The organism is Streptomyces yongxingensis (assembly GCF_055597465.1).
On record NZ_CM145717.1, the window covers coordinates 10,572,516 to 10,589,224 of the forward strand.

15 protein-coding genes are annotated in these 16,709 nt (G+C 70.2%); 5 read left to right on the plus strand and 10 right to left on the minus strand.

Translation table 11 applies throughout. From position 1 onward, the window contains the following. Positions 1-16 precede the first annotated feature (16 nt). Together fumC and ACZ6TD_RS44780 are read right to left on the minus strand one after the other, a co-directional pair. Complete coding sequence (gene fumC / locus ACZ6TD_RS44775) at positions 17-1,492, minus strand: class II fumarate hydratase (RefSeq protein ID WP_471347544.1); 1,476 nt, start codon at positions 1,490-1,492, stop codon at positions 17-19. Beyond that, complete coding sequence (locus tag ACZ6TD_RS44780) at positions 1,489-3,162, minus strand: NAD-dependent malic enzyme (RefSeq protein WP_471347546.1); 1,674 nt, start codon at positions 3,160-3,162, stop codon at positions 1,489-1,491. Before ACZ6TD_RS44780 ends, fumC begins: the two co-directional genes overlap by 4 nt. A 278-nt stretch (positions 3,163-3,440) precedes the next feature. Here ACZ6TD_RS44780 and ACZ6TD_RS44785 point away from each other — a divergent pair, with 278 nt between their 5' ends. Next, positions 3,441-4,169, plus strand: a complete 729-nt coding sequence (locus ACZ6TD_RS44785) for an SDR family oxidoreductase (protein ID WP_471347548.1) — start codon at positions 3,441-3,443, stop codon at positions 4,167-4,169. Between the two features lie 223 nt (positions 4,170-4,392). Here ACZ6TD_RS44785 and ACZ6TD_RS44790 read toward each other — a convergent pair whose 3' ends face one another. Further along, positions 4,393-4,839: a MarR family winged helix-turn-helix transcriptional regulator gene (locus ACZ6TD_RS44790; RefSeq protein ID WP_471347550.1), complete on the minus strand. Its 447-nt coding sequence runs from the start codon at positions 4,837-4,839 to the stop codon at positions 4,393-4,395. Between the two features lie 101 nt (positions 4,840-4,940). Here ACZ6TD_RS44790 and ACZ6TD_RS44795 point away from each other — a divergent pair, with 101 nt between their 5' ends. Next, a complete protein-coding gene (locus tag ACZ6TD_RS44795) occupies positions 4,941-5,357 on the plus strand; it encodes a nuclear transport factor 2 family protein (RefSeq protein WP_471347551.1) in 417 nt (138 codons plus the stop codon). Between the two features lie 276 nt (positions 5,358-5,633). Continuing rightward, positions 5,634-5,867: a hypothetical protein gene (locus ACZ6TD_RS44800; protein WP_471347553.1), complete on the plus strand. Its 234-nt coding sequence runs from the start codon at positions 5,634-5,636 to the stop codon at positions 5,865-5,867. 60 nt (positions 5,868-5,927) lie between these two features. Here ACZ6TD_RS44800 and ACZ6TD_RS44805 read toward each other — a convergent pair whose 3' ends face one another. Next, positions 5,928-6,887 (minus strand): alpha/beta hydrolase family protein, encoded by a 960-nt coding sequence (locus ACZ6TD_RS44805; protein ID WP_471347555.1) that lies wholly within the window; start codon positions 6,885-6,887, stop codon positions 5,928-5,930. 297 nt (positions 6,888-7,184) lie between these two features. Here ACZ6TD_RS44805 and ACZ6TD_RS44810 point away from each other — a divergent pair, with 297 nt between their 5' ends. Then, positions 7,185-8,165, plus strand: a complete 981-nt coding sequence (locus tag ACZ6TD_RS44810) for a formylglycine-generating enzyme family protein (RefSeq protein WP_471347556.1) — start codon at positions 7,185-7,187, stop codon at positions 8,163-8,165. A 114-nt stretch (positions 8,166-8,279) separates the two neighbouring features. After that, the gene (locus tag ACZ6TD_RS44815) at positions 8,280-10,547 is read left to right on the plus strand and encodes an arylsulfatase (RefSeq protein WP_471347558.1); all 2,268 of its coding nucleotides are present in this window, start codon (positions 8,280-8,282) and stop codon (positions 10,545-10,547) included. A 79-nt stretch (positions 10,548-10,626) separates the two neighbouring features. Here ACZ6TD_RS44815 and ACZ6TD_RS44820 read toward each other — a convergent pair whose 3' ends face one another. The 6 genes from ACZ6TD_RS44820 to ACZ6TD_RS44845 are packed head-to-tail and all read right to left on the minus strand — an operon-like array spanning position 10,627 to position 16,698. Beyond that, positions 10,627-11,424, minus strand: coding sequence for an SDR family NAD(P)-dependent oxidoreductase (locus ACZ6TD_RS44820; RefSeq protein WP_471358615.1), 798 nt, complete (start codon positions 11,422-11,424; stop codon positions 10,627-10,629). An 8-nt stretch (positions 11,425-11,432) separates the two neighbouring features. Further along, positions 11,433-12,926, minus strand: coding sequence for an aldehyde dehydrogenase family protein (locus ACZ6TD_RS44825; protein ID WP_471347560.1), 1,494 nt, complete (start codon positions 12,924-12,926; stop codon positions 11,433-11,435). Positions 12,927-12,931: 5 nt separating this feature from the next. Beyond that, positions 12,932-13,804, minus strand: a complete 873-nt coding sequence (locus ACZ6TD_RS44830) for an ATP-binding cassette domain-containing protein (protein WP_471347561.1) — start codon at positions 13,802-13,804, stop codon at positions 12,932-12,934. After that, positions 13,797-14,876 (minus strand): ABC transporter ATP-binding protein, encoded by a 1,080-nt coding sequence (locus ACZ6TD_RS44835; RefSeq protein ID WP_471347563.1) that lies wholly within the window; start codon positions 14,874-14,876, stop codon positions 13,797-13,799. The genes ACZ6TD_RS44830 and ACZ6TD_RS44835 overlap by 8 nt, the downstream gene beginning before the upstream one ends. Further along, positions 14,873-15,751, minus strand: coding sequence for an ABC transporter permease (locus ACZ6TD_RS44840; RefSeq protein ID WP_471347564.1), 879 nt, complete (start codon positions 15,749-15,751; stop codon positions 14,873-14,875). The genes ACZ6TD_RS44835 and ACZ6TD_RS44840 overlap by 4 nt, the downstream gene beginning before the upstream one ends. After that, on the minus strand, positions 15,748-16,698 hold the full coding sequence (locus ACZ6TD_RS44845) for an ABC transporter permease (protein ID WP_471347566.1): 951 nt from the start codon (positions 16,696-16,698) through the stop codon (positions 15,748-15,750). Before ACZ6TD_RS44845 ends, ACZ6TD_RS44840 begins: the two co-directional genes overlap by 4 nt. Positions 16,699-16,709: the final 11 nt, after the last annotated feature.

Sequence of the window (16,709 nt, forward strand, 5' to 3'; positions counted from 1 at the left end):
GGCCGTTACGGCCCCGTCACCCGCGCCGCTCGGCCGGGCCGACCATGGCGGCCGGGTCGGCGATGCGGTCGAAGTCCTCCGCGGTGACGTCGCCGGAGGCCAGCGCGGCCTCGCGCAGGGTGGTGCCCTCGTCGTCGGCCTTGTGCGCGATGGCCGATGCCTTGTCGTAGCCGATGACGGGGGAGAGCGCGGTGACCAGCATGAGCGACCGGTTGACGTCATCGTCGATCCGGTCGCGGTTGAGCCGGGCCCCCTCGATGCAGTACTCGCGCAGCTTGGCGCAGGCGTCGGTGAGGATGGTGGCCGCGTGCAGGAAGTTGTTGATGATGACGGGGCGCATGGCGTTGAGCTCGAAGTTGCCCTGTGAGCCGGCGAAGGCGATGGCCGAGTCCTCGGAGAGCACCTGGATGCAGACCATGACCATCGCCTCGCACTGGGTCGGGTTGACCTTGCCCGGCATGATCGAGGACCCCGGCTCGTTCGCCGGGAGGTGCAGTTCACCGAGGCCGCAGCGGGGCCCGGAGGCCAGCCACCGGATGTCGTTGGCGATTTTCATCAGCGGCACGGCAAGGGCCCGCAACCCGGCCGAGGCGCCGACCATGGCGTCCAGGCCGCCCTGCGCGGCGAACTTGTTGGCGGCGGTGGTGAACGGGTAGCCGGTGGCCGCAGCGATCTCGGCGGCGATCCGCTCGCCGAAGTCCGGTGGCGCGTTCAGCCCCGTGCCGACCGCCGTACCGCCCGCGGCGAGTTCGTACAGTCCTTCCGCGGACCGGGTGACCCGGTCCGCGGCCTGGTCCAGTTGACGGGCGTAGCCGGACCACTGCTGTCCGACCGTGAGCGGCACCGCGTCCTCCAGATGGGTGCGGCCGATCTTCACCACGTCGCGCCACTGGTCCGCCTTGGCCTCGATCGCCCGCTGGAGCGCCCGCACGCTGGGCAGCAGACGTTCGTGGACCGCCTTGACCGCGGCCACGTGCATGGCGGTGGGGAAAGTGTCGTTCGAGGACTGGCCCATGTTGACGTGGTCGTTGGGGTGGATGGGCGATTTGCTGCCCAACTCGCCACCGGCCAGCTGGATCGCGCGGTTGCTGATCACCTCGTTGGTGTTCATGTTGGACTGTGTCCCGGATCCGGTCTGCCACACGTACAACGGGAAGTGGTCATCGAGCCTGCCCGTGATGACCTCGTCGGCCACCTGCTGGATCAGGTCGGCCTTCCAGGCCGGCAGCCGCCCGGCCCGCCCGTTGACGAGCGCGGCGGCCTTCTTGACGTGGCCGTAGGCGTGGTAGACGGCCTTGGGCATCCGGTCGTCCCCGATGGAGAAGTGGATCAGCGATCGCTGTGTCTGCGCGCCCCAGTACCGGTCCGCCGGGACGTCGATGGTGCCCATCGAGTCGGTCTCCCGGCGGGTGCCGGTCGCGTGCAGGCCGATGGGCAGGTCGCGGATCTCCGGGGCGCCGTCGCCGCCCGAGGCGGGGTGCCGCGCGGTCATGACGCCGCTCCGTCGCCGTAGACCGGCTCCCACATGGCCTGGTGGACGGCCTGGGCGGGATCGGCCGGCTCGCTGGTGGCGACACCCTCGCCGCCCGCCGCCTTGACCACCGCCGTCGCGGTGGCCGCCGAGGACTCGCGCAGGTTCTCCACCGGCGGCAGCAGGGAAGCGCCCGGTTGCCCGAGGTCGACCTGGTCGGCCACCGCCTCAGCGGCCGCGAGCAGCATGTCCGCGGTCACCGTGGACGCTCCGGAGACGATCGTGCCCAGGCCCAGCCCGGGGTACAGCAACGCGTTGTTGGCCTGCGCGATCCGGTAGGTCACACCGTCGTGTTCCACGGGTGGGACGGGGATGCCGGTCGCTATCAGGGCCTTGCCGTTCGACCAGGCGATGATGTCGTCCGGCATGGCCTCGATGCGTGAGGTCGGGTTGGAGAGCGGAAAGACGATCGGGCGCTCGGTACCCGCCGCCATGGCCTCGACGACCTCGCGGGTGAACGCCCCGTGCACGGTGGAGGTGCCCAGCAGGATCGTCGGCTCGACCCGGCGCACGGTCTCCAGCAGTGGGATCGCGCCGCCGTCGGCCGCCCAGTCGGCGACCTCCGAGCGGTCGCGCGCGTAGGGCTGCTGGAAGTCACGCAGGTCGGTCATGTCCCGCGTGAGCAGGCCCTGCTTGTCGATCAGCCAGACCTGTGCGGTGGCCTGCTCGGGGCTCGCGCCGTCGCGGATCATGGCATCACGGAGTTGGTCGGCGATGCCCACCCCAGCCGTACCCGCGCCGAAGACCACGAGCTTCTGGTCACGCATCGGCACCCCGCCGACCTTGACCGCCGACAGGGCCGCGGCCAGGGTGATCGCACCGGTGCCCTGCATGTCGTCGTTGAAGATCCGGTAGTCGCGGCCGTACGTCTCCAGGATCCGCCGGGCGTTGCTCGGGCCGAAGTCCTCGAAGTGCAGCAGTGCGCCCGGGAACATCGACGAGGCCGTGTGCAGATACCTCTCGATGAAGGCGTCGTAGTCGGCGCCGCGGACCCTGGGATGCCGGTTGCCGAGGTACAGCGGGTCCTTCAGCAGCGACTCACGGTCCGTGCCCACGTCCAGTGACACGGCGATGACACGGCGCGGATCGATACCGGCCGCCGCGGTGTAGACGGCCAGCTTGCCGACCGAGATCTGGATCCCGCCCACGCCCCAGTCGCCGATGCCCAGGATCTCCTCGGCGTCGGTGCACACGATCAGGTCCACGTCCTCGGGCCCGAGCCGGAGCGTCGCGAAGGCATTCTCCATGTCCTCCGGGGCATCGATGGAGAGGAAGACGCCACGGGGGCGGCGGTACTCATGGGAGTACCTCTCGATCGCCTCGCCCACCGTGGGGTCGTACACGATCGGCAGCAGCTCCACGAGGTGGTCGGTGAGCACCTTGAAGTACAGGGTCTCGTTGCGGTCGTGCAGCTGCTCCAGGTACACGTTCTTGGCCAGGTCACTGTCCTGAGCCCGCAACTGCTGGTGGGCGCGCTGCGCCTGCTGCTCCAGCGTCAGCACCCCGGACGGCAGCCGCCCGGTCAGGCCCAGCTCGTCCCGCTCCGGTCGCGTGAACGCCACACCACGGTTCAGGAGTGGATCCATCAGGGCGTCCGGAGTGGCAGGAGTCCGCACGGTGCTCTTGGCCATGATGCCTCTTCCCCATGTGAGTCTGCATGCGTGTGTGCGTGCGCCGCCCGGCGTACCCGGACCGGGAGAGTCCCGCGACGCCACCTCTACCGTGTGCATAGAGCCCCCAGCCCCGCTCGTCGATCTTTGAGCGAGGCGAAATGGCGCCCCGGGAGCCGTCCCCTCCGCGGCTCGTGGACGGCCTTGGACGGAACGTGTCCGAGGTCGAGTTCGGTGCATGGAATGCCGTATCGGGGTTATCTGTCTCTTTACGGACATACCTCGACGAAAGGTCTGTCATGAAGTTCGCGGTCATCGGCGGTACCGGGCTCATCGGGTCGCAAGTCGTCAAGATTCTGCAGGCCGCCGGGCACGAGGCGGTGCCGCACTCGCAGTCCACGGGGGTCGACGTCATCAGCGGTCAGGGGCTGGACGAGGCGGTGGCGGGGGCCGGCGTCGTCGTCAACCTGACGAACTCCCCGACGTTCGACGAAGCCTCCCCGGCCTTCTTCCAGACTTCGATGAACAACCTTCTGGCCGCGGCCCAGAAGGCCGGCGTCGGCCACTTCGTGATCCTCTCGATCGTCGGTGTGGACCAGGTGCCGGAGCTGGACTACTACCGGGCCAAGGCGCTCCAGGAGGACATCCTCGCGGCCGGGCCGATCCCGTACTCGATCGTCCGGGCGACGCAGTTCATGGAGTTCATGGACGCCACCCTGTCCTGGACCGCCGACAGCGAGACCGTCCGGCTGCCCGCCACGCCGATCCAGCCGATCGCCGCCAAGGACGTGGCCGCCGCGGTGGCGGATGTGGCCCAGGGTCCCCCGCTGCGCGGCATTCGAAACGTCGCAGGGCCCGAGGTCTTCCCCCTGGACGAGCTGGGCCGGATCACCCTGGCCCACAAGGGCGACAACCGCACTGTCGTCACCGACCCCACCGCCGGCATGTTCGGCGCCGTCAAGGGTGACGTTCTCACCGACACGGGCGCCGACCTCGCCCCCACCCGCTACGCCGACTGGCTCTCCTGACCCGCGTGCCGCTACGGGGTGTCCGCCGCGTGGCAGGGCTCCGCCCCAGACCCCCCTGGACCCCGGGGTCTGGGGCGGAGCCCCGGTTTCGGGGAAGGGGTGGGCAGGGGAGCGGCCCGCCGCAGGCGTCACGATCGTTCGGGCACCGCACGTTCTTCCCGGCGGATCCGCGCACGGCGGACCTGATGCGGGCGGCAGTGGCCCAGACCGGCCTTCGGCCGAGCTATGCGGTGAAGGGCCCCTGATCGACGAAGCGGTGCAACTGGCGGGCGAAGGTCTGTGCTTCGGCGGGCGGCCAGGAGGCGAGGGAGTCCTCGATGTGCGCGGCGAGGCGCTGTCGGGTGGATTCGACCGCCGTTCGTCCGGCTTCGGTCAGGGTGAGCAGAGTGGCGCGCCGGTCGGCAGGGTCGGGTTCACGGCACAGCAGGCCGGCTTCCTCCAGGCGGGTCGCGCGGCGGGTGACGCCGGAGCGGTCCAGGCCGATCTCGTCGGCGAGACCGGCGGCGCTGCGCGGTCCGGTGCGGGCGAGTCCGCTGAGCACGGGGTAGGTCACCTCGTCCACGGCCTCGCCCAGGCCCTCGGTCAGGCGTCGGTAGATCTGCTCTCGGGTGCTGCGCCTGAGCAGCGTTCCCAGTGCGTCGGCGATCTCGTGTCCCACATCGGTCGGCATGACTCCAAGACTAGCGTGCGCGACGCACGCAATATGCGGTACGGTTCAAGTGCGTGCTCGGCGCACGCAGTTTTCGGCCTCCGAAACCGAAGGGCACCGTCATGGCCACTGCCACCTCCACCCCCACCTCCCGTACCGACATCGCCACCGCCCTCACCGACCTGCTCTTCACGCCCGGTCTCGAACTGGTCGAGGCCGTCGACCGGCACTTCGCCCCCGACTACCGCCAGCGCACCGACGGCCGCTGGGACGACCGCGGTGAGTTCATGGCCCATATCGCCCATCTGCGCGCGATCGTCGCCGACGGATCGGTCCAGGTCCTCGACGAACTCGCGCAGGACGACCGCTACGCGGACCGTCATGTCATCGACGTCGTCAAGACCGACGGCTCCGCCGTGCGCACGGAGGTCTACCTTTTCGCCGAGTTCGCCCCTGACGGGCGCTTCCGCCGTATCGAGGAGACCACCCTCATGCTCGAGGGCGCCGACGCCGACCGAGACCTGGGCAGCGCTCGCTGACGCCGCGGGGCCCCGTACCGCCGCGGTGGTACGGGGCCGCTGTCTCCTTGTGAGCGAACGGTGGCCGAGGCCGCCCGCGCCGTACGGTGGCGCCGCCGAGCCGCCCAGCGGGGGGGGCGGGCCACCGGCTACCCCAACGGTGAAGCGGCCCACCGGCTACCCTGATCTCCCACTACGCCCCACGAAGCACGCGTCCTGCGAGAGAATGACCCGGGCGAAGGCGTCCCGACCGGGGCAGCCGACCGTCGCACCCGATGCGGGAAAGGGAACTCGGAGATGAGCGCACAGCCCGAACACCCCACCGACCGCAGGATCCCGGCGATCCCGAACACGATCAACGGCATCGGTGACGCGCTGACCGGAGCGAACCGGGCCCAGTTCTACGCCGAGGTGCTGGCCGCCGAAGAGGAAACCGTTCCGGGCGTCATGCGCGAGTGGTGGAAGGCGGCCATGCTCGACCGCGCCCCCGGCGCCGCGCTGACCTTCCGCCGGGCCGTCTGGGTCCGTTGACTTCTGCGCCGGGGCGGCGGGGCGCCCGGGCCGCCGCGGGGATGGTGCCGCTTTCCCGGCCTACTTCGATTCGACTCGTCCGAGCGGGGCGGGGTCGGCCGCCAGCGCGTCGCACGCCGCCTGCCACGCGGAATCCCCGGGGTTGAGCCGCGTGCGGAGGTAGGCCGAGGTGAGCCGCTGGACCGCGGACACTCGCTCGGGGCTCTCGTCGGTGGTCTCGGCGACGTCGTAGCCGGAGACCCCGCCGAGTCCGTGCTCCGCGTCGAACAGGGTGAGCAGGGACTTGGGGCCGGGGGAGAGGAAGTACGGGTCGGTGTGCCATTCCGGGCCGCGAACCGTCAGGTGGGGAGAGGCGTCCTTGTCACCGGCGACCACGAGCGCGGGCGTGGTCATCTTGGAGAAGTCCGTGGTCAGGAAGAAGGGGAAGTTCTCGGCCGTGGACTCGGTGAGGGCATCGCCGCCCCTGCCGGGCGCGGCAAGCAGCACACCCGCCGTGATCCGGGGTTCGGCCAGGTTCACCTCCGTGCCGTCGTCCGGATCGGTGAGCCGGGCGCCCAGCAGCAGGCTCGCGGTGTGCCCGCCCATCGAGTGCCCGGCCACGGCCACCTTGCTCCGGTCAAGGCGCCCGAGGAGTTGTGGAACGGCGGCCTCGATCACATCGAGTCGGTCGAGGACGCGCATCATGTCCTCGGCCCGCGATCGCCAGAACAGCGGCGCGCCGGGGGTGTCGGGATCCAGGCTCAGCGTCCGCGAGCTCAGATGGGTGGGCTGGATCACGACGAAGCCGTGTGCGGCCCAGAAGTTGGCGAGAGGGGCGTATCCGTTCAGCGAGGAGAGGTGGTTCGAGTAGCCCTGACCGTGCGAGAGGAGGATGACCGGCAGGTCGCCCCCGGTCACGGGCGCGGAGACGCGCACTTCCAGGTCCACGGCTCGGCCGGGAGCCGGCAGCACCACCGGGCTGACCGAGAGGACGGGAGTGGGCGAGCCGAAGGCGTCGGCTGCGTATGTCGGTTCACTCATGAGGTGCGCATATCCCTTCAATGGCCTCTGCCGCAGGTCTCGTTCGACTGGAACAGATGAGGCGGTCAGGAGTGTCCGTCTCCGGGTAGCCGCGAAAACGGATCGTCGTTCCGATTAATGTAAGGAGCGGTGTTCCGTTTTGTCAAAGGGGTTCAACCGTGAGGCCGCCCTGGACCTTCAGGGACGCGACCGACTCCCGGCCGCCGGTCGGGGCGGGCGTGGTGGGCCGTACGCTCGAGCCGACGGAGAATGTGTGGTCAGCCGGGCGAGGAACAGCGGCCCGCGGTCGGAGGAGCGATGTCAGGCGCATGTTGTGCCCCCATGTCCGGGGGCGGCGAGGAGATTCCCGAAGCGTCCGCCGTGCGGGTCCGGGCCCCGGAGCGGGACCGGGCGCAGGGGCTGCGCGCCATGCTGCGCATCCCCGGAGGGACGTTTCGGATGGGGGGCGACGACGCCGACGCGTTTCCCGAGGACGGTGAGGGCCCGGTCCGGGAGGTGCGGCTGTCACCGTTCCTCATCGACGCGACCACCGTCACCAACCGGCAGTTTGCGGCGTTCACGCGCAGCAGCGGCTACCGGACCGACGCCGAGCGCTACGGCTGGTCCTTCGTGTTCTACGCACTCGTCCACCCCGATGCCCGGCGCATGGTGCGCGAGGGCACGGTGGCGGAGGCGCCCTGGTGGCTCGCGGTCGACGGGGCGTGCTGGCGGGCCCCCTACGGGCCGGGGTCGTCATGGACCGATCTGTCGAACCACCCCGTCGTCCACGTCTCCTGGCGCGACGCGTCCGCCTACGCGGCGTGGGCGGGCAAGCGCCTGCCCACGGAGGCGGAGTGGGAGATGGCGGCGCGTGGCGGTCTGGAGCGCTCCCGCTACCCGTGGGGGGATGAGCTCCTGCCTCGGGGACAGCACCGCTGCAACATTTGGCAGGGGCGGTTCCCGCAGGTCAACACCGGTGAGGACGGGTATCTGGGAACCGCGCCGGTCAAATCCTACCGAGCCAACAACTTCGGCCTGTACAACACGTCCGGCAATGTGTGGGAATGGTGCTCCGACTGGTGGAGCACCACATGGCAGGTGGCCGACCGGCCCGAGACCCGCCGGGACCCGGCCGGACCTCCCACCGGGGAGGCGAAGGTGATCCGCGGCGGCTCCTATCTGTGCCACGCGTCGTACTGCAACCGCTACCGCGTCGCCGCGCGCACGTCCAACACACCGGACAGCAGCACCGGCCACATGGGGTTTCGCTGCGCGGCGGATCCGCCCCCGGCCCGCTGACGGCGCCTTGGTTGACACCACCTCGGGGGCAGGTGAAACTTACACCGCCTACTGGTAAGACCAGTTAACTGGAGCGTCCTCGGATCGAAATGTCCACGCCAAGGAGCGTCCTGGATGACCAACGCCTCTCCTCATTCGCCGTCCGTGAGCGGTACTTTCCAAGGCAAGATCGGCACCACCTACGAGGAGTCGACTCCCTGGTGGCCCGAGCAGCAGACGCTTCCCGAGGACACGCCCAACGTCGTGGTCATCGTGCTCGACGACGTCGGCTTCTCCGATCTCGGCTGCTTCGGCTCGGACATCGACACCCCCGCCATGGACGCCCTCGCCAGCGGCGGCCTTCGCTATGCGAACTTCCACACCACCACGCTGTGTTCGCCGACCCGTGCCTCCCTGCTGACCGGCCGGAACCACCACTCCGTCGGCATGCGCATGCTGTCCAACTTCGACACCGGATTCCCCAGCGGCCGGGGGCGGATCACCACGGCCGCCGCGACCCTGCCCGAGGTGCTGCGCGACAACGGCTTCAACACCATGGCCGTCGGCAAGTGGCATCTGGCGCCGATGGAGCAGACCACCCCGTCCGGGCCGTACACCCAGTGGCCGCTGTCGCGCGGGTTCGAGCGCTACTACGGATTCCTGGAAGCCGAGACGGACAGCTTCCATCCGGAGCTGTTCTACGACAACCACGCCGTGGACCCGCCGAAGACCCCGGAAGAGGGCTACCACCTCAGCGAGGACCTGGTCGACCGGGCGATCGAGTTCGTCCGCGACCAGACATCGGTCACTCCGGAGAAGCCTTTCTTCCTCTACCTGGCATTCGGCGCGGCGCACGCCCCGCACCAGGCTCCTCAGGAGTACTTGGAGAAGTACCGTGGCCGGTTCGACCACGGCTGGGACGCCGAGCGCGCCACTCGCCACGCCCGCCAGCTCGAACGGGGCATCCTGCCACCCGGCACCGAACTGGCGCCGCGCAACCCCGGGGTCGTTCCGTTCGATGAGCTGTCGGACGACGAGAGGAAGCTGTCCGTACGCCTCCAGGAGGCATACGCGGCGATGCTCGACCACACCGACCACCACATCGGCCGGCTCATGGAGTTCCTGGAGCGGATAGGCCAGATGGAGAACACCATCACCATCCTGCTCTCGGACAACGGGGCCAGCCAGGAAGGCGGGCAGAAGGGTTCGCTCAACCCCACCGCGTTCCAGAACGGCATCGCCGAGGACCTCGAGGAGATGGTCGCGCGGATCGATGACATCGGCACCACACGCGCTCACGCCAACTACCCCTGGGGCTGGGCACAGGCGGGCAACACACCGTTCAAGCGCTACAAGCAGAACACCCACGAAGGCGGCGTCCGCTGCCCGCTCATCGTGCGGTGGCCCCGCGGGCTGCCGCGCACCGGCGAGGTCAGGCAGCAGTTCCACCACGTCAACGACATCATGCCGACCCTCTTCGACGTGCTCGGCGTGCAGGCTCCCGAGGTGTACAACGGCATCCCCCAACTGCCGATCCACGGTGTCAGCATGGCGTACACCTTCGGCTCGCCGACCGCGCCCACGCGCAAGGAAGCCCAGTACTTCGAGATGTTCGGGCACCGCGCGATCTGGCACGACGGCTGGAAGGCTGTCGCCTTCCACCAGCGCGGAACGTCGTTCGACGACGACCAATGGGAGCTGTACCACCATGACACCGACTTCTCGGAGTGCGACGACCTGGCGCAGACCCACCCCGAGCAACTCCAGAAGATGATCGCCCGCTTCTGGGTGGAGGCGGGGAAGTACGATGTGCTGCCGCTGGACGACAACGGATTCGCCTACCGGGCGAAGATTCCACGTCCCGGCTCCCCGCGCAGGCGCACCACCTTCACCTACTACCCCGGCATGGCCCATCTGCCCATCGCCGCGGTGCCTCCGGTGATGAACCGCGCACACCGCATCACCGCGCATGTCGACCGGGCCACCGCGGCGGACGAGGGTGTCCTGGTGTCCCTGGGCAACATCAGCAGCGGATACGTCCTGTACGTCAAGGACAACCGGCTGGTCTACGAGTACAACTTCCTCGGCACCCGGTACACGGTGACCTCGGAGGAAGAACTCCCCACCGGCCCGGCCGAGTTGAGCTTCGAATTCGTCAAGACCGCTGACATGCGAGGCACCGGACACCTGTACGTGTCGGGAAGACCGGTCGGCACCGAGGCCATTCCGCGGGTCCTCCCGCACTTCCTGGGATGGCAGGGCATGGACATCGGCCGGGACACCCTGTCGCCCTCCTCGCCCAACTACGAGGGCGAATTCGCGTTCACCGGAGGGTTCGAGAAGGTCGTGTTCACGGTCGCCCCGGACGAAGAGGGCACCGAGCCCTTCGAGCGCGTCGACTGATCCGGCCCCTGACGCTCCGGGCCCCTCTTCCGGGGCGAACCGCCCCGGAAGAGGGGCCTGGAGCACATGCGACCTCCGGTCAGCTGGGCGGCGTATACCGTCCGTCGATCGCCGTCCAGCCTCCGTCCACGAACAGCTGGCTCCCCGTGACGAAGGAAGACGCGTCCGACGCGAGGTAGACGACGGCGCCGGCCAGCTCGTCGGGCCGGGACCAGCGGCCCAGGGCGCTCTTGCTGGCGTAGGCATCCGACCACTCCGGCACGGCCCGGATCTGCGCGGTCAGCGGTGTGGCCACGACGCCCGGGGCGATGGAGTTCACCCGCACACCCGACGGGCCCAGCTCGGCCGCCGCGGTCCGCAGCAACTGGACGAGGCCGGCCTTCGTGGCCGCGTACACCCCTTGTCCCGGCTCGACGGCCACCGCGCGGATCGAGCTGAAGCCGATGATGCTTCCCCCGCCGCGTTCGGCCATGCCACGGCCGAACGCCCGCACCAGGTCGAAGGACGCGCGCAGATTGAGCGCCACGACCCGCTCGAATTCCTCCGCCGTGTAGTCGAGCAGGGGCTTGCGCACATTCGTCGCGGCGGTGAAGACGAGCACGTCGACGGGCCCGAGCTCCTCGGCGGCACGCGCGACCGCCTCGCCGTCGAGCACGTCGAGGGCGTACGCGACAAGGCCGGGGCCCATCGACGCCGACTCCTCGGCCGCCGTCAGGTCACGGTCGGCGCACACCACCGTGGCGCCGTGTGCCGCGAGCGCCAGGGCGCTCTCGCGGCCGATTCCACTGCCCGCGCCCACCACGACGGCCTTGCGGCCGTCGAGCCTGAACAGGCGGGAGTACGCGTCCACCGCGTCGGTGTGGTCCTGTGCTCGCACTGTGGTCCTCACGGCTTCTGTGTCGTCGGGCGGATCACTGCCATACGGGTGACGGTGAGCTCTTCGATGGCGAACCTCGGGCCTTCCCGTCCGGCCCCGGAGTCCTTCACACCGCCGTACGGCATGACATCGGACCGGAAGCCGGGAACCTCGTTGACGACCACTCCGCCCACCTCCAGGCGGTCGAGAGCGGTGAACGCCGTCTCCAGGGCGCTGGTGTAGACGCTCGCGTGCAGTCCGTAGCGCGAGTCGTTGACCAGGTCGAGGGCCGTGTCCAGATCGGGGACGGACCGTACCGCGACCACGGGGGCGAAGACCTCCTCGTTCCACACGGGGAGGGCGCGATCCACGTCGAGCAGCACGGTGGGCTCGATCACCCCGTCGGTGACACCGCCCCCCGCGACGAGCGAGGCCCCCGCCGCCACCGCCTCGTCCAGCCATGCGCGGACCCGCTCGGTCGACCGCTCGTCGATGAGTGCCGAGACGCGCGTCGCCGGGTCGCGGGGGTCGCCCACGGCCACCTGGGCCACGCGCTCCGTCAGACGGGCCATGAACTCCTCGCGCACGGCGTCCACCACGATGACCCGCTGCACGCTGATGCACGCCTGGCCCGACGCGTAGTACCCGCCGCGCACCACCGCGTCGGCGGCGGCGTCCAGGTCGGCGTCGGCGGCCACCACCAGGGCGGCGTTGGAACCGAGTTCGAGCAGCACCTTGGTGGGTGCCGCGTCCCGGGCGATCCGATGGCCCACGGCGGCGGAACCGGTGAAGGACACCGCACCGATCCGGCGGTCGGTGGTCAGCGCGACACCCACCTCGGGGCCCCCGGTCACCAACTGGACCGCGGCTTGCGGTGCGTCGGCGGCGCCGAGGGCCTCGCGGAGGAGGTGCACCAGCCACAGGGTGGCCAGCGGTGTCTGCGGGGCGGGCTTGACGATGACCGGGCAGCCGGCGGCCAGGGATGGCGCGACCTTGTGCGCGGCGAGCAACAGCGGGTAGTTGAAGCCCGCGATGCCCACCACCACGCCGATCGGCTTGCGGGTCCAGAAGCCGAACAGGCCCTCGCCCGACGGCAGCAGGTCCAGCGGCACCGTCTCCCCGTGCAGCCGGGCCACCTCCTCGGCCGCCGTCAGCAGGGTCAGCAGGGTGCGGTCCACCTCGACACGGCAGTCGACCAGCGGCTTTCCGGTCTCCAGGACCAGAAGCCGCTCGAAGTCCGCGCGTCGCGAGGCGATCGCCTCGTGCGTGGCGAGCAGCGCGGCCCTGCGGGTGTGCGAGGGGAGCCGTCCGACCCGCTCGCGCACCGCGAGGGCGGCGTCCACCGCCTGGCGTGCGAGACCGGTGTCCCCGACGGGGGCCCGGGCGACGAGCGTCCCGTCGTAGGGGAAGCGGACGTCCTCGGTGGCGGGGGCCTCGACCCAGTGGTCGCCGATGGGAAGACCCTCGGGAAACTCCCCCACCACGGGGGATTCGCCGGCGGCGGGTTTGACGTGGGTGGTCACGGTCGCTACTCCCGGTTGAGGTCGGCCGCCGACACCCCGGACAGTGCTTTGCCCAGGGTCGGAACGGCGGCGATCAGCCTGCGTGTGTAGGAATGCTGTGGGTCCTCGTACACCTGCTCCGTGGACCCGCTCTCCACGATCTGTCCCGCGTGCATGACCGCGACCCGGTCGCACACATGGCGGACCACGGACAGGTCGTGGGAGACGAAGACCAGCGTGAGGGACAGCTCGTCGACGAGGTCGGCGATGAGGTTGAGCACCTGGGCCCGTACGGACACGTCCAGGGCGCTCACCGGCTCATCGGCCACGATGATCTTCGGACGCGGGGCGAGGGCGCGCGCGATCGAGATGCGCTGCCGCTGGCCACCGGAGAACTGGTGCGGATACCGGTCCGCCGCGTCGGCTCGCAGGCCGACGGCCTCGAGCAACTCGGCCACCCGCTCCCGGCGGTTCTGGTGCCCCTGCGCCACGAGCGGCTCGGCCACGATGTCGCCCACGCGCATGCGCGGGTCCAGCGAACTCATCGGATCCTGGAACACGAGCTGGAGCCGCTCGCGGACGAACGTGAGCTGTCTCTCCCGGAGCCCGGTGATGTCCCGGCCGTCGATCGCGACGCTGCCGCTGGTGGGGCGGTCGAGCCCGGCCAGGATCCGCAGCAGTGTCGACTTCCCGCACCCCGACTCGCCCACGATGCCGAACCGCTCCCCCTGCGGGATGTCGAAGCTGACCCCGCGCAGGGCACGCACCGACGGGCTGGGGCGGCGCAGTGAGGTACGAGGCCGCCCGTAGACGCGGGTGACGTCGCGGACGCTGATGGCGTCCACGGGGCCGGTGGGCGACTCGGACGCGAGGGGGGCGCTGGTCGGCTGCTCAGCCACGGCCGGCCTCCTGGTTCGTGGGGGTGCCGGTCCCGTGTGTGCCGCTCCCGGGCACCGGGTGGAAGCAGGCGTAGCCGGAGTCCGGCCCGGTCGGGACCCATTCCGGTCTGGTGGCGCACACGTCGGTCGCCTGGGCGCATCTGTTTCTGAAGACGCATCCGGCGGGGAACTGTCCCGCCGCCGGAACCGACCCGGGGATCGTGGCCAGCCGGCCGCGGTCGTCGACCACGGTCAGATCCGACGCGCCGATCAGGCCCTGGGTATAGCGGTGCCGGGGCCGGGTGAACACCTCCCGGACCGGGCCGGATTCGACCAGCCGCCCTCCGTACATGACCATGACCCGCTCGCAGGCGGTGGCCACCACGGCCAGGTCATGGGTGATGAAGAGCATGGCCGACCTGCGGTCCTGGACGCCCCGCACGATCAGGTCGAGCACCCGCGCCTGCACCGTGACGTCGAGCGCGGTGGTGGGTTCGTCGCAGACCAGGAGCGCCGGGTCGTTCGCGAGGGCGATGGCCAGCACCACCCGCTGCCGCTGGCCCCCGGAGAACTGGTGCGGGTAGGCCAGCGCGGCGGCCGCCGGATCGGGAAGCCCCACCTGGGCGAGCAGTTCCACGGCGGCGGCCCGGGCGGACGCGCGGTCGGGCCTGGTCCGGTGGATCAGCAGCACCTCGGCGATCTGCCGCCCGACCCTCATCGTGGGGTTCAGCGCGGTCATGGGCTCCTGGAAGACCATGGCGATCTCCTTGCCCCGCACCCGGGACATCCGCGCCTCGTCGGCACCCACCAGGTCATGGCCCACTCCGGCGAGCCGTACCGAACCCGAGGTCCGCAACCCCTCGGGGAGCAGGCCCATGACGCTCAGCGCGGTCAGCGACTTGCCCGACCCCGACTCTCCGATCAGGCCGACCCGCTCGCCCGCCCGGATGGTGAAGCCGACGTCTTCGACGAGCTTGCGGCCGCCCACCGTGACGCCGAGGTTCCGCACGGTCAGTACGTCATCGGGGCAGTCGGCGGAGCCCCGCCCGGAGGCCGATGCGGTGGCGGGTGCCGTGTCGGGTGCCGGGGTCATCGGCGGTCCTCCAGCTTGGGGTCGAAACGGTCGCGCAGACCGTCACCGAGCAGATTGAATCCGAGCACCGCCACCGCGATCGCGGCGCCCGGGAACACGGCGAGCCGGGGCGCGATCGACAGCAGCTCCTGGCTCTCCTGGAGCATCCGGCCCCAGGACGGTGTGGGGGGCGGGGTCCCGAAGCCCAGGAAGGACAGCGCGGCTTCGGCGAGTACGGCGATGGCGAAACCGACCGACGCCTGCACGATGACGAGACTGCTGACGTTGGGCAGGACATGCCGCACGGCGATCGCGAACGGCCCACGGCCCGCCGCGCGCGCGGCGATGACGTACTCGGTCTTCATGACCTGCAACGTGCCGCCACGGATCAGCCGGGCGAAGTGGGGGATGGACGCGATGCCGATGGCGATCATCGCGACCAGCGTGCCGGCGCCGTACACGGCCGCGAACATGATGGCCAGCAGGAGTGCCGGGAAGGCGAGAAGCAGGTCGTTGCCGCGCATCAGCAGCTCGCCGAACCAGCGGGGCGCCATTCCGGCGACGATGCCGAGGGGCACACCGACCAGGGCGGCGACTCCTACCGCCACGAAGCCGACGAACAGCGTGGTGCGCGAGCCCATCAGGATCTGGCTGAACACATCGCGGCCGAATTTGTCCGTGCCGAACCAGTAGTCCGGCGACGGCTCCTGGAGCCGCACCGAGGGATTCACCAGGGTCGGGTCGTGCGGTGTCCATATGAAGGACAGCAGCGCCATGCCGATCACGACCGCGACGATGAGCCCGCCCACCAGGAGGCTGCCCGTGAGCGGGCGGCGACGGCGGCGGCCGGTGGGCACCGCGGACGCGACGGTGGCTTCGATGTCCGGAGCGCTCATGACGCACCTCCCCTGAGCCGCGGGTCGATCAGCAGATAGACCATGTCCACCAGGAAGTTCACGAGCAGCACCGCCATTGCGATGATCATGACCACGTCCTGCACCACGATGAGGTCCCGGTTGGCGACGCTGTCCAGCAGCAGGCTGCCGAGCCCGGGGATGACGAAGACCCGTTCGATGACGACGGAGCCCACCAGCAGCGTGGCGAGCTGCAGGGCCAGGACGGTGACCACGGGCACCGCCGCGTTCCGCAGCCCGTGCCGCAGCAGTGCCCGCGTCGGGCGGAGTCCCTTGGCGCGAGCGGTGCGCAGATAGTCCTCCCGGAGGACATCGAGCACGGCGCTGCGGACATAGCGGGTGAGCACCGCGGCCTGCACGATGCCGAGCGACAGCGCGGGCATCACCAGTTGTTTGAGAAACAGGACCGGATCCTGCACCGGAGGTGTCCAGCCGTTCGCCGGCAGCCATCCGAGCCCCACCGCGAACACGGTGATCAGGAGGATACCGGCGAGGAAGGCCGGGATGGCCACGCCGACTTGGGACAGGGCCGAGAGAAGGAGCCCGGACGGCTTGCGGTGCCGCACGGCCATGAGCGTGCCCATGGGGAGGGCCAGGACGCAGGCGATCACCATTCCGGTGCCGACGAGCCACAGGGTGACCTGGAGGCGGTCGGCGAGCTGCGGGCCGATGGGCGCGTGGGAGATGTAGGAGTCCCCCGGGTCGAAGGTCAGCAGCCCGTGTACCCAGTGGAGGTACTGGGCCACGAGTGGCCGGTCGAGCCCGAACTGCTCGCGCAGTTGCGCCACCGCCGAGTCCGACGCACTGGTTCCGAGGGCGACACGGGCCGGATCCCCCGGCAGCACCGCCATGAACGCGAACACCAATACGGAGCTCACGGCCAGGCTGGCCAGGAGGATCCCGATCCGCTGTACGAGACGGACGATCATTGGTTCACGCC

Bases quoted from the DNA above. Each gene is read 5' to 3' on its own strand.
- fumC (WP_471347544.1), bottom strand. From the start codon at position 1,492: ATGACCGCGCGGCACCCCGCCTCGGGCGGCGACGGCGCCCCGGAGATC.
- ACZ6TD_RS44780 (WP_471347546.1), bottom strand. From the start codon at position 3,162: ATGGCCAAGAGCACCGTGCGGACTCCTGCCACTCCGGACGCCCTGATG.
- ACZ6TD_RS44785 (WP_471347548.1), top strand. From the start codon at position 3,441: ATGAAGTTCGCGGTCATCGGCGGTACCGGGCTCATCGGGTCGCAAGTC.
- ACZ6TD_RS44790 (WP_471347550.1), bottom strand. From the start codon at position 4,839: ATGCCGACCGATGTGGGACACGAGATCGCCGACGCACTGGGAACGCTG.
- ACZ6TD_RS44795 (WP_471347551.1), top strand. From the start codon at position 4,941: ATGGCCACTGCCACCTCCACCCCCACCTCCCGTACCGACATCGCCACC.
- ACZ6TD_RS44800 (WP_471347553.1), top strand. From the start codon at position 5,634: ATGAGCGCACAGCCCGAACACCCCACCGACCGCAGGATCCCGGCGATC.
- ACZ6TD_RS44805 (WP_471347555.1), bottom strand. From the start codon at position 6,887: ATGAGTGAACCGACATACGCAGCCGACGCCTTCGGCTCGCCCACTCCC.
- ACZ6TD_RS44810 (WP_471347556.1), top strand. From the start codon at position 7,185: ATGTCAGGCGCATGTTGTGCCCCCATGTCCGGGGGCGGCGAGGAGATT.
- ACZ6TD_RS44815 (WP_471347558.1), top strand. From the start codon at position 8,280: ATGACCAACGCCTCTCCTCATTCGCCGTCCGTGAGCGGTACTTTCCAA.
- ACZ6TD_RS44835 (WP_471347563.1), bottom strand. From the start codon at position 14,876: ATGACCCCGGCACCCGACACGGCACCCGCCACCGCATCGGCCTCCGGG.
- ACZ6TD_RS44840 (WP_471347564.1), bottom strand. From the start codon at position 15,751: ATGAGCGCTCCGGACATCGAAGCCACCGTCGCGTCCGCGGTGCCCACC.
- ACZ6TD_RS44845 (WP_471347566.1), bottom strand. From the start codon at position 16,698: ATGATCGTCCGTCTCGTACAGCGGATCGGGATCCTCCTGGCCAGCCTG.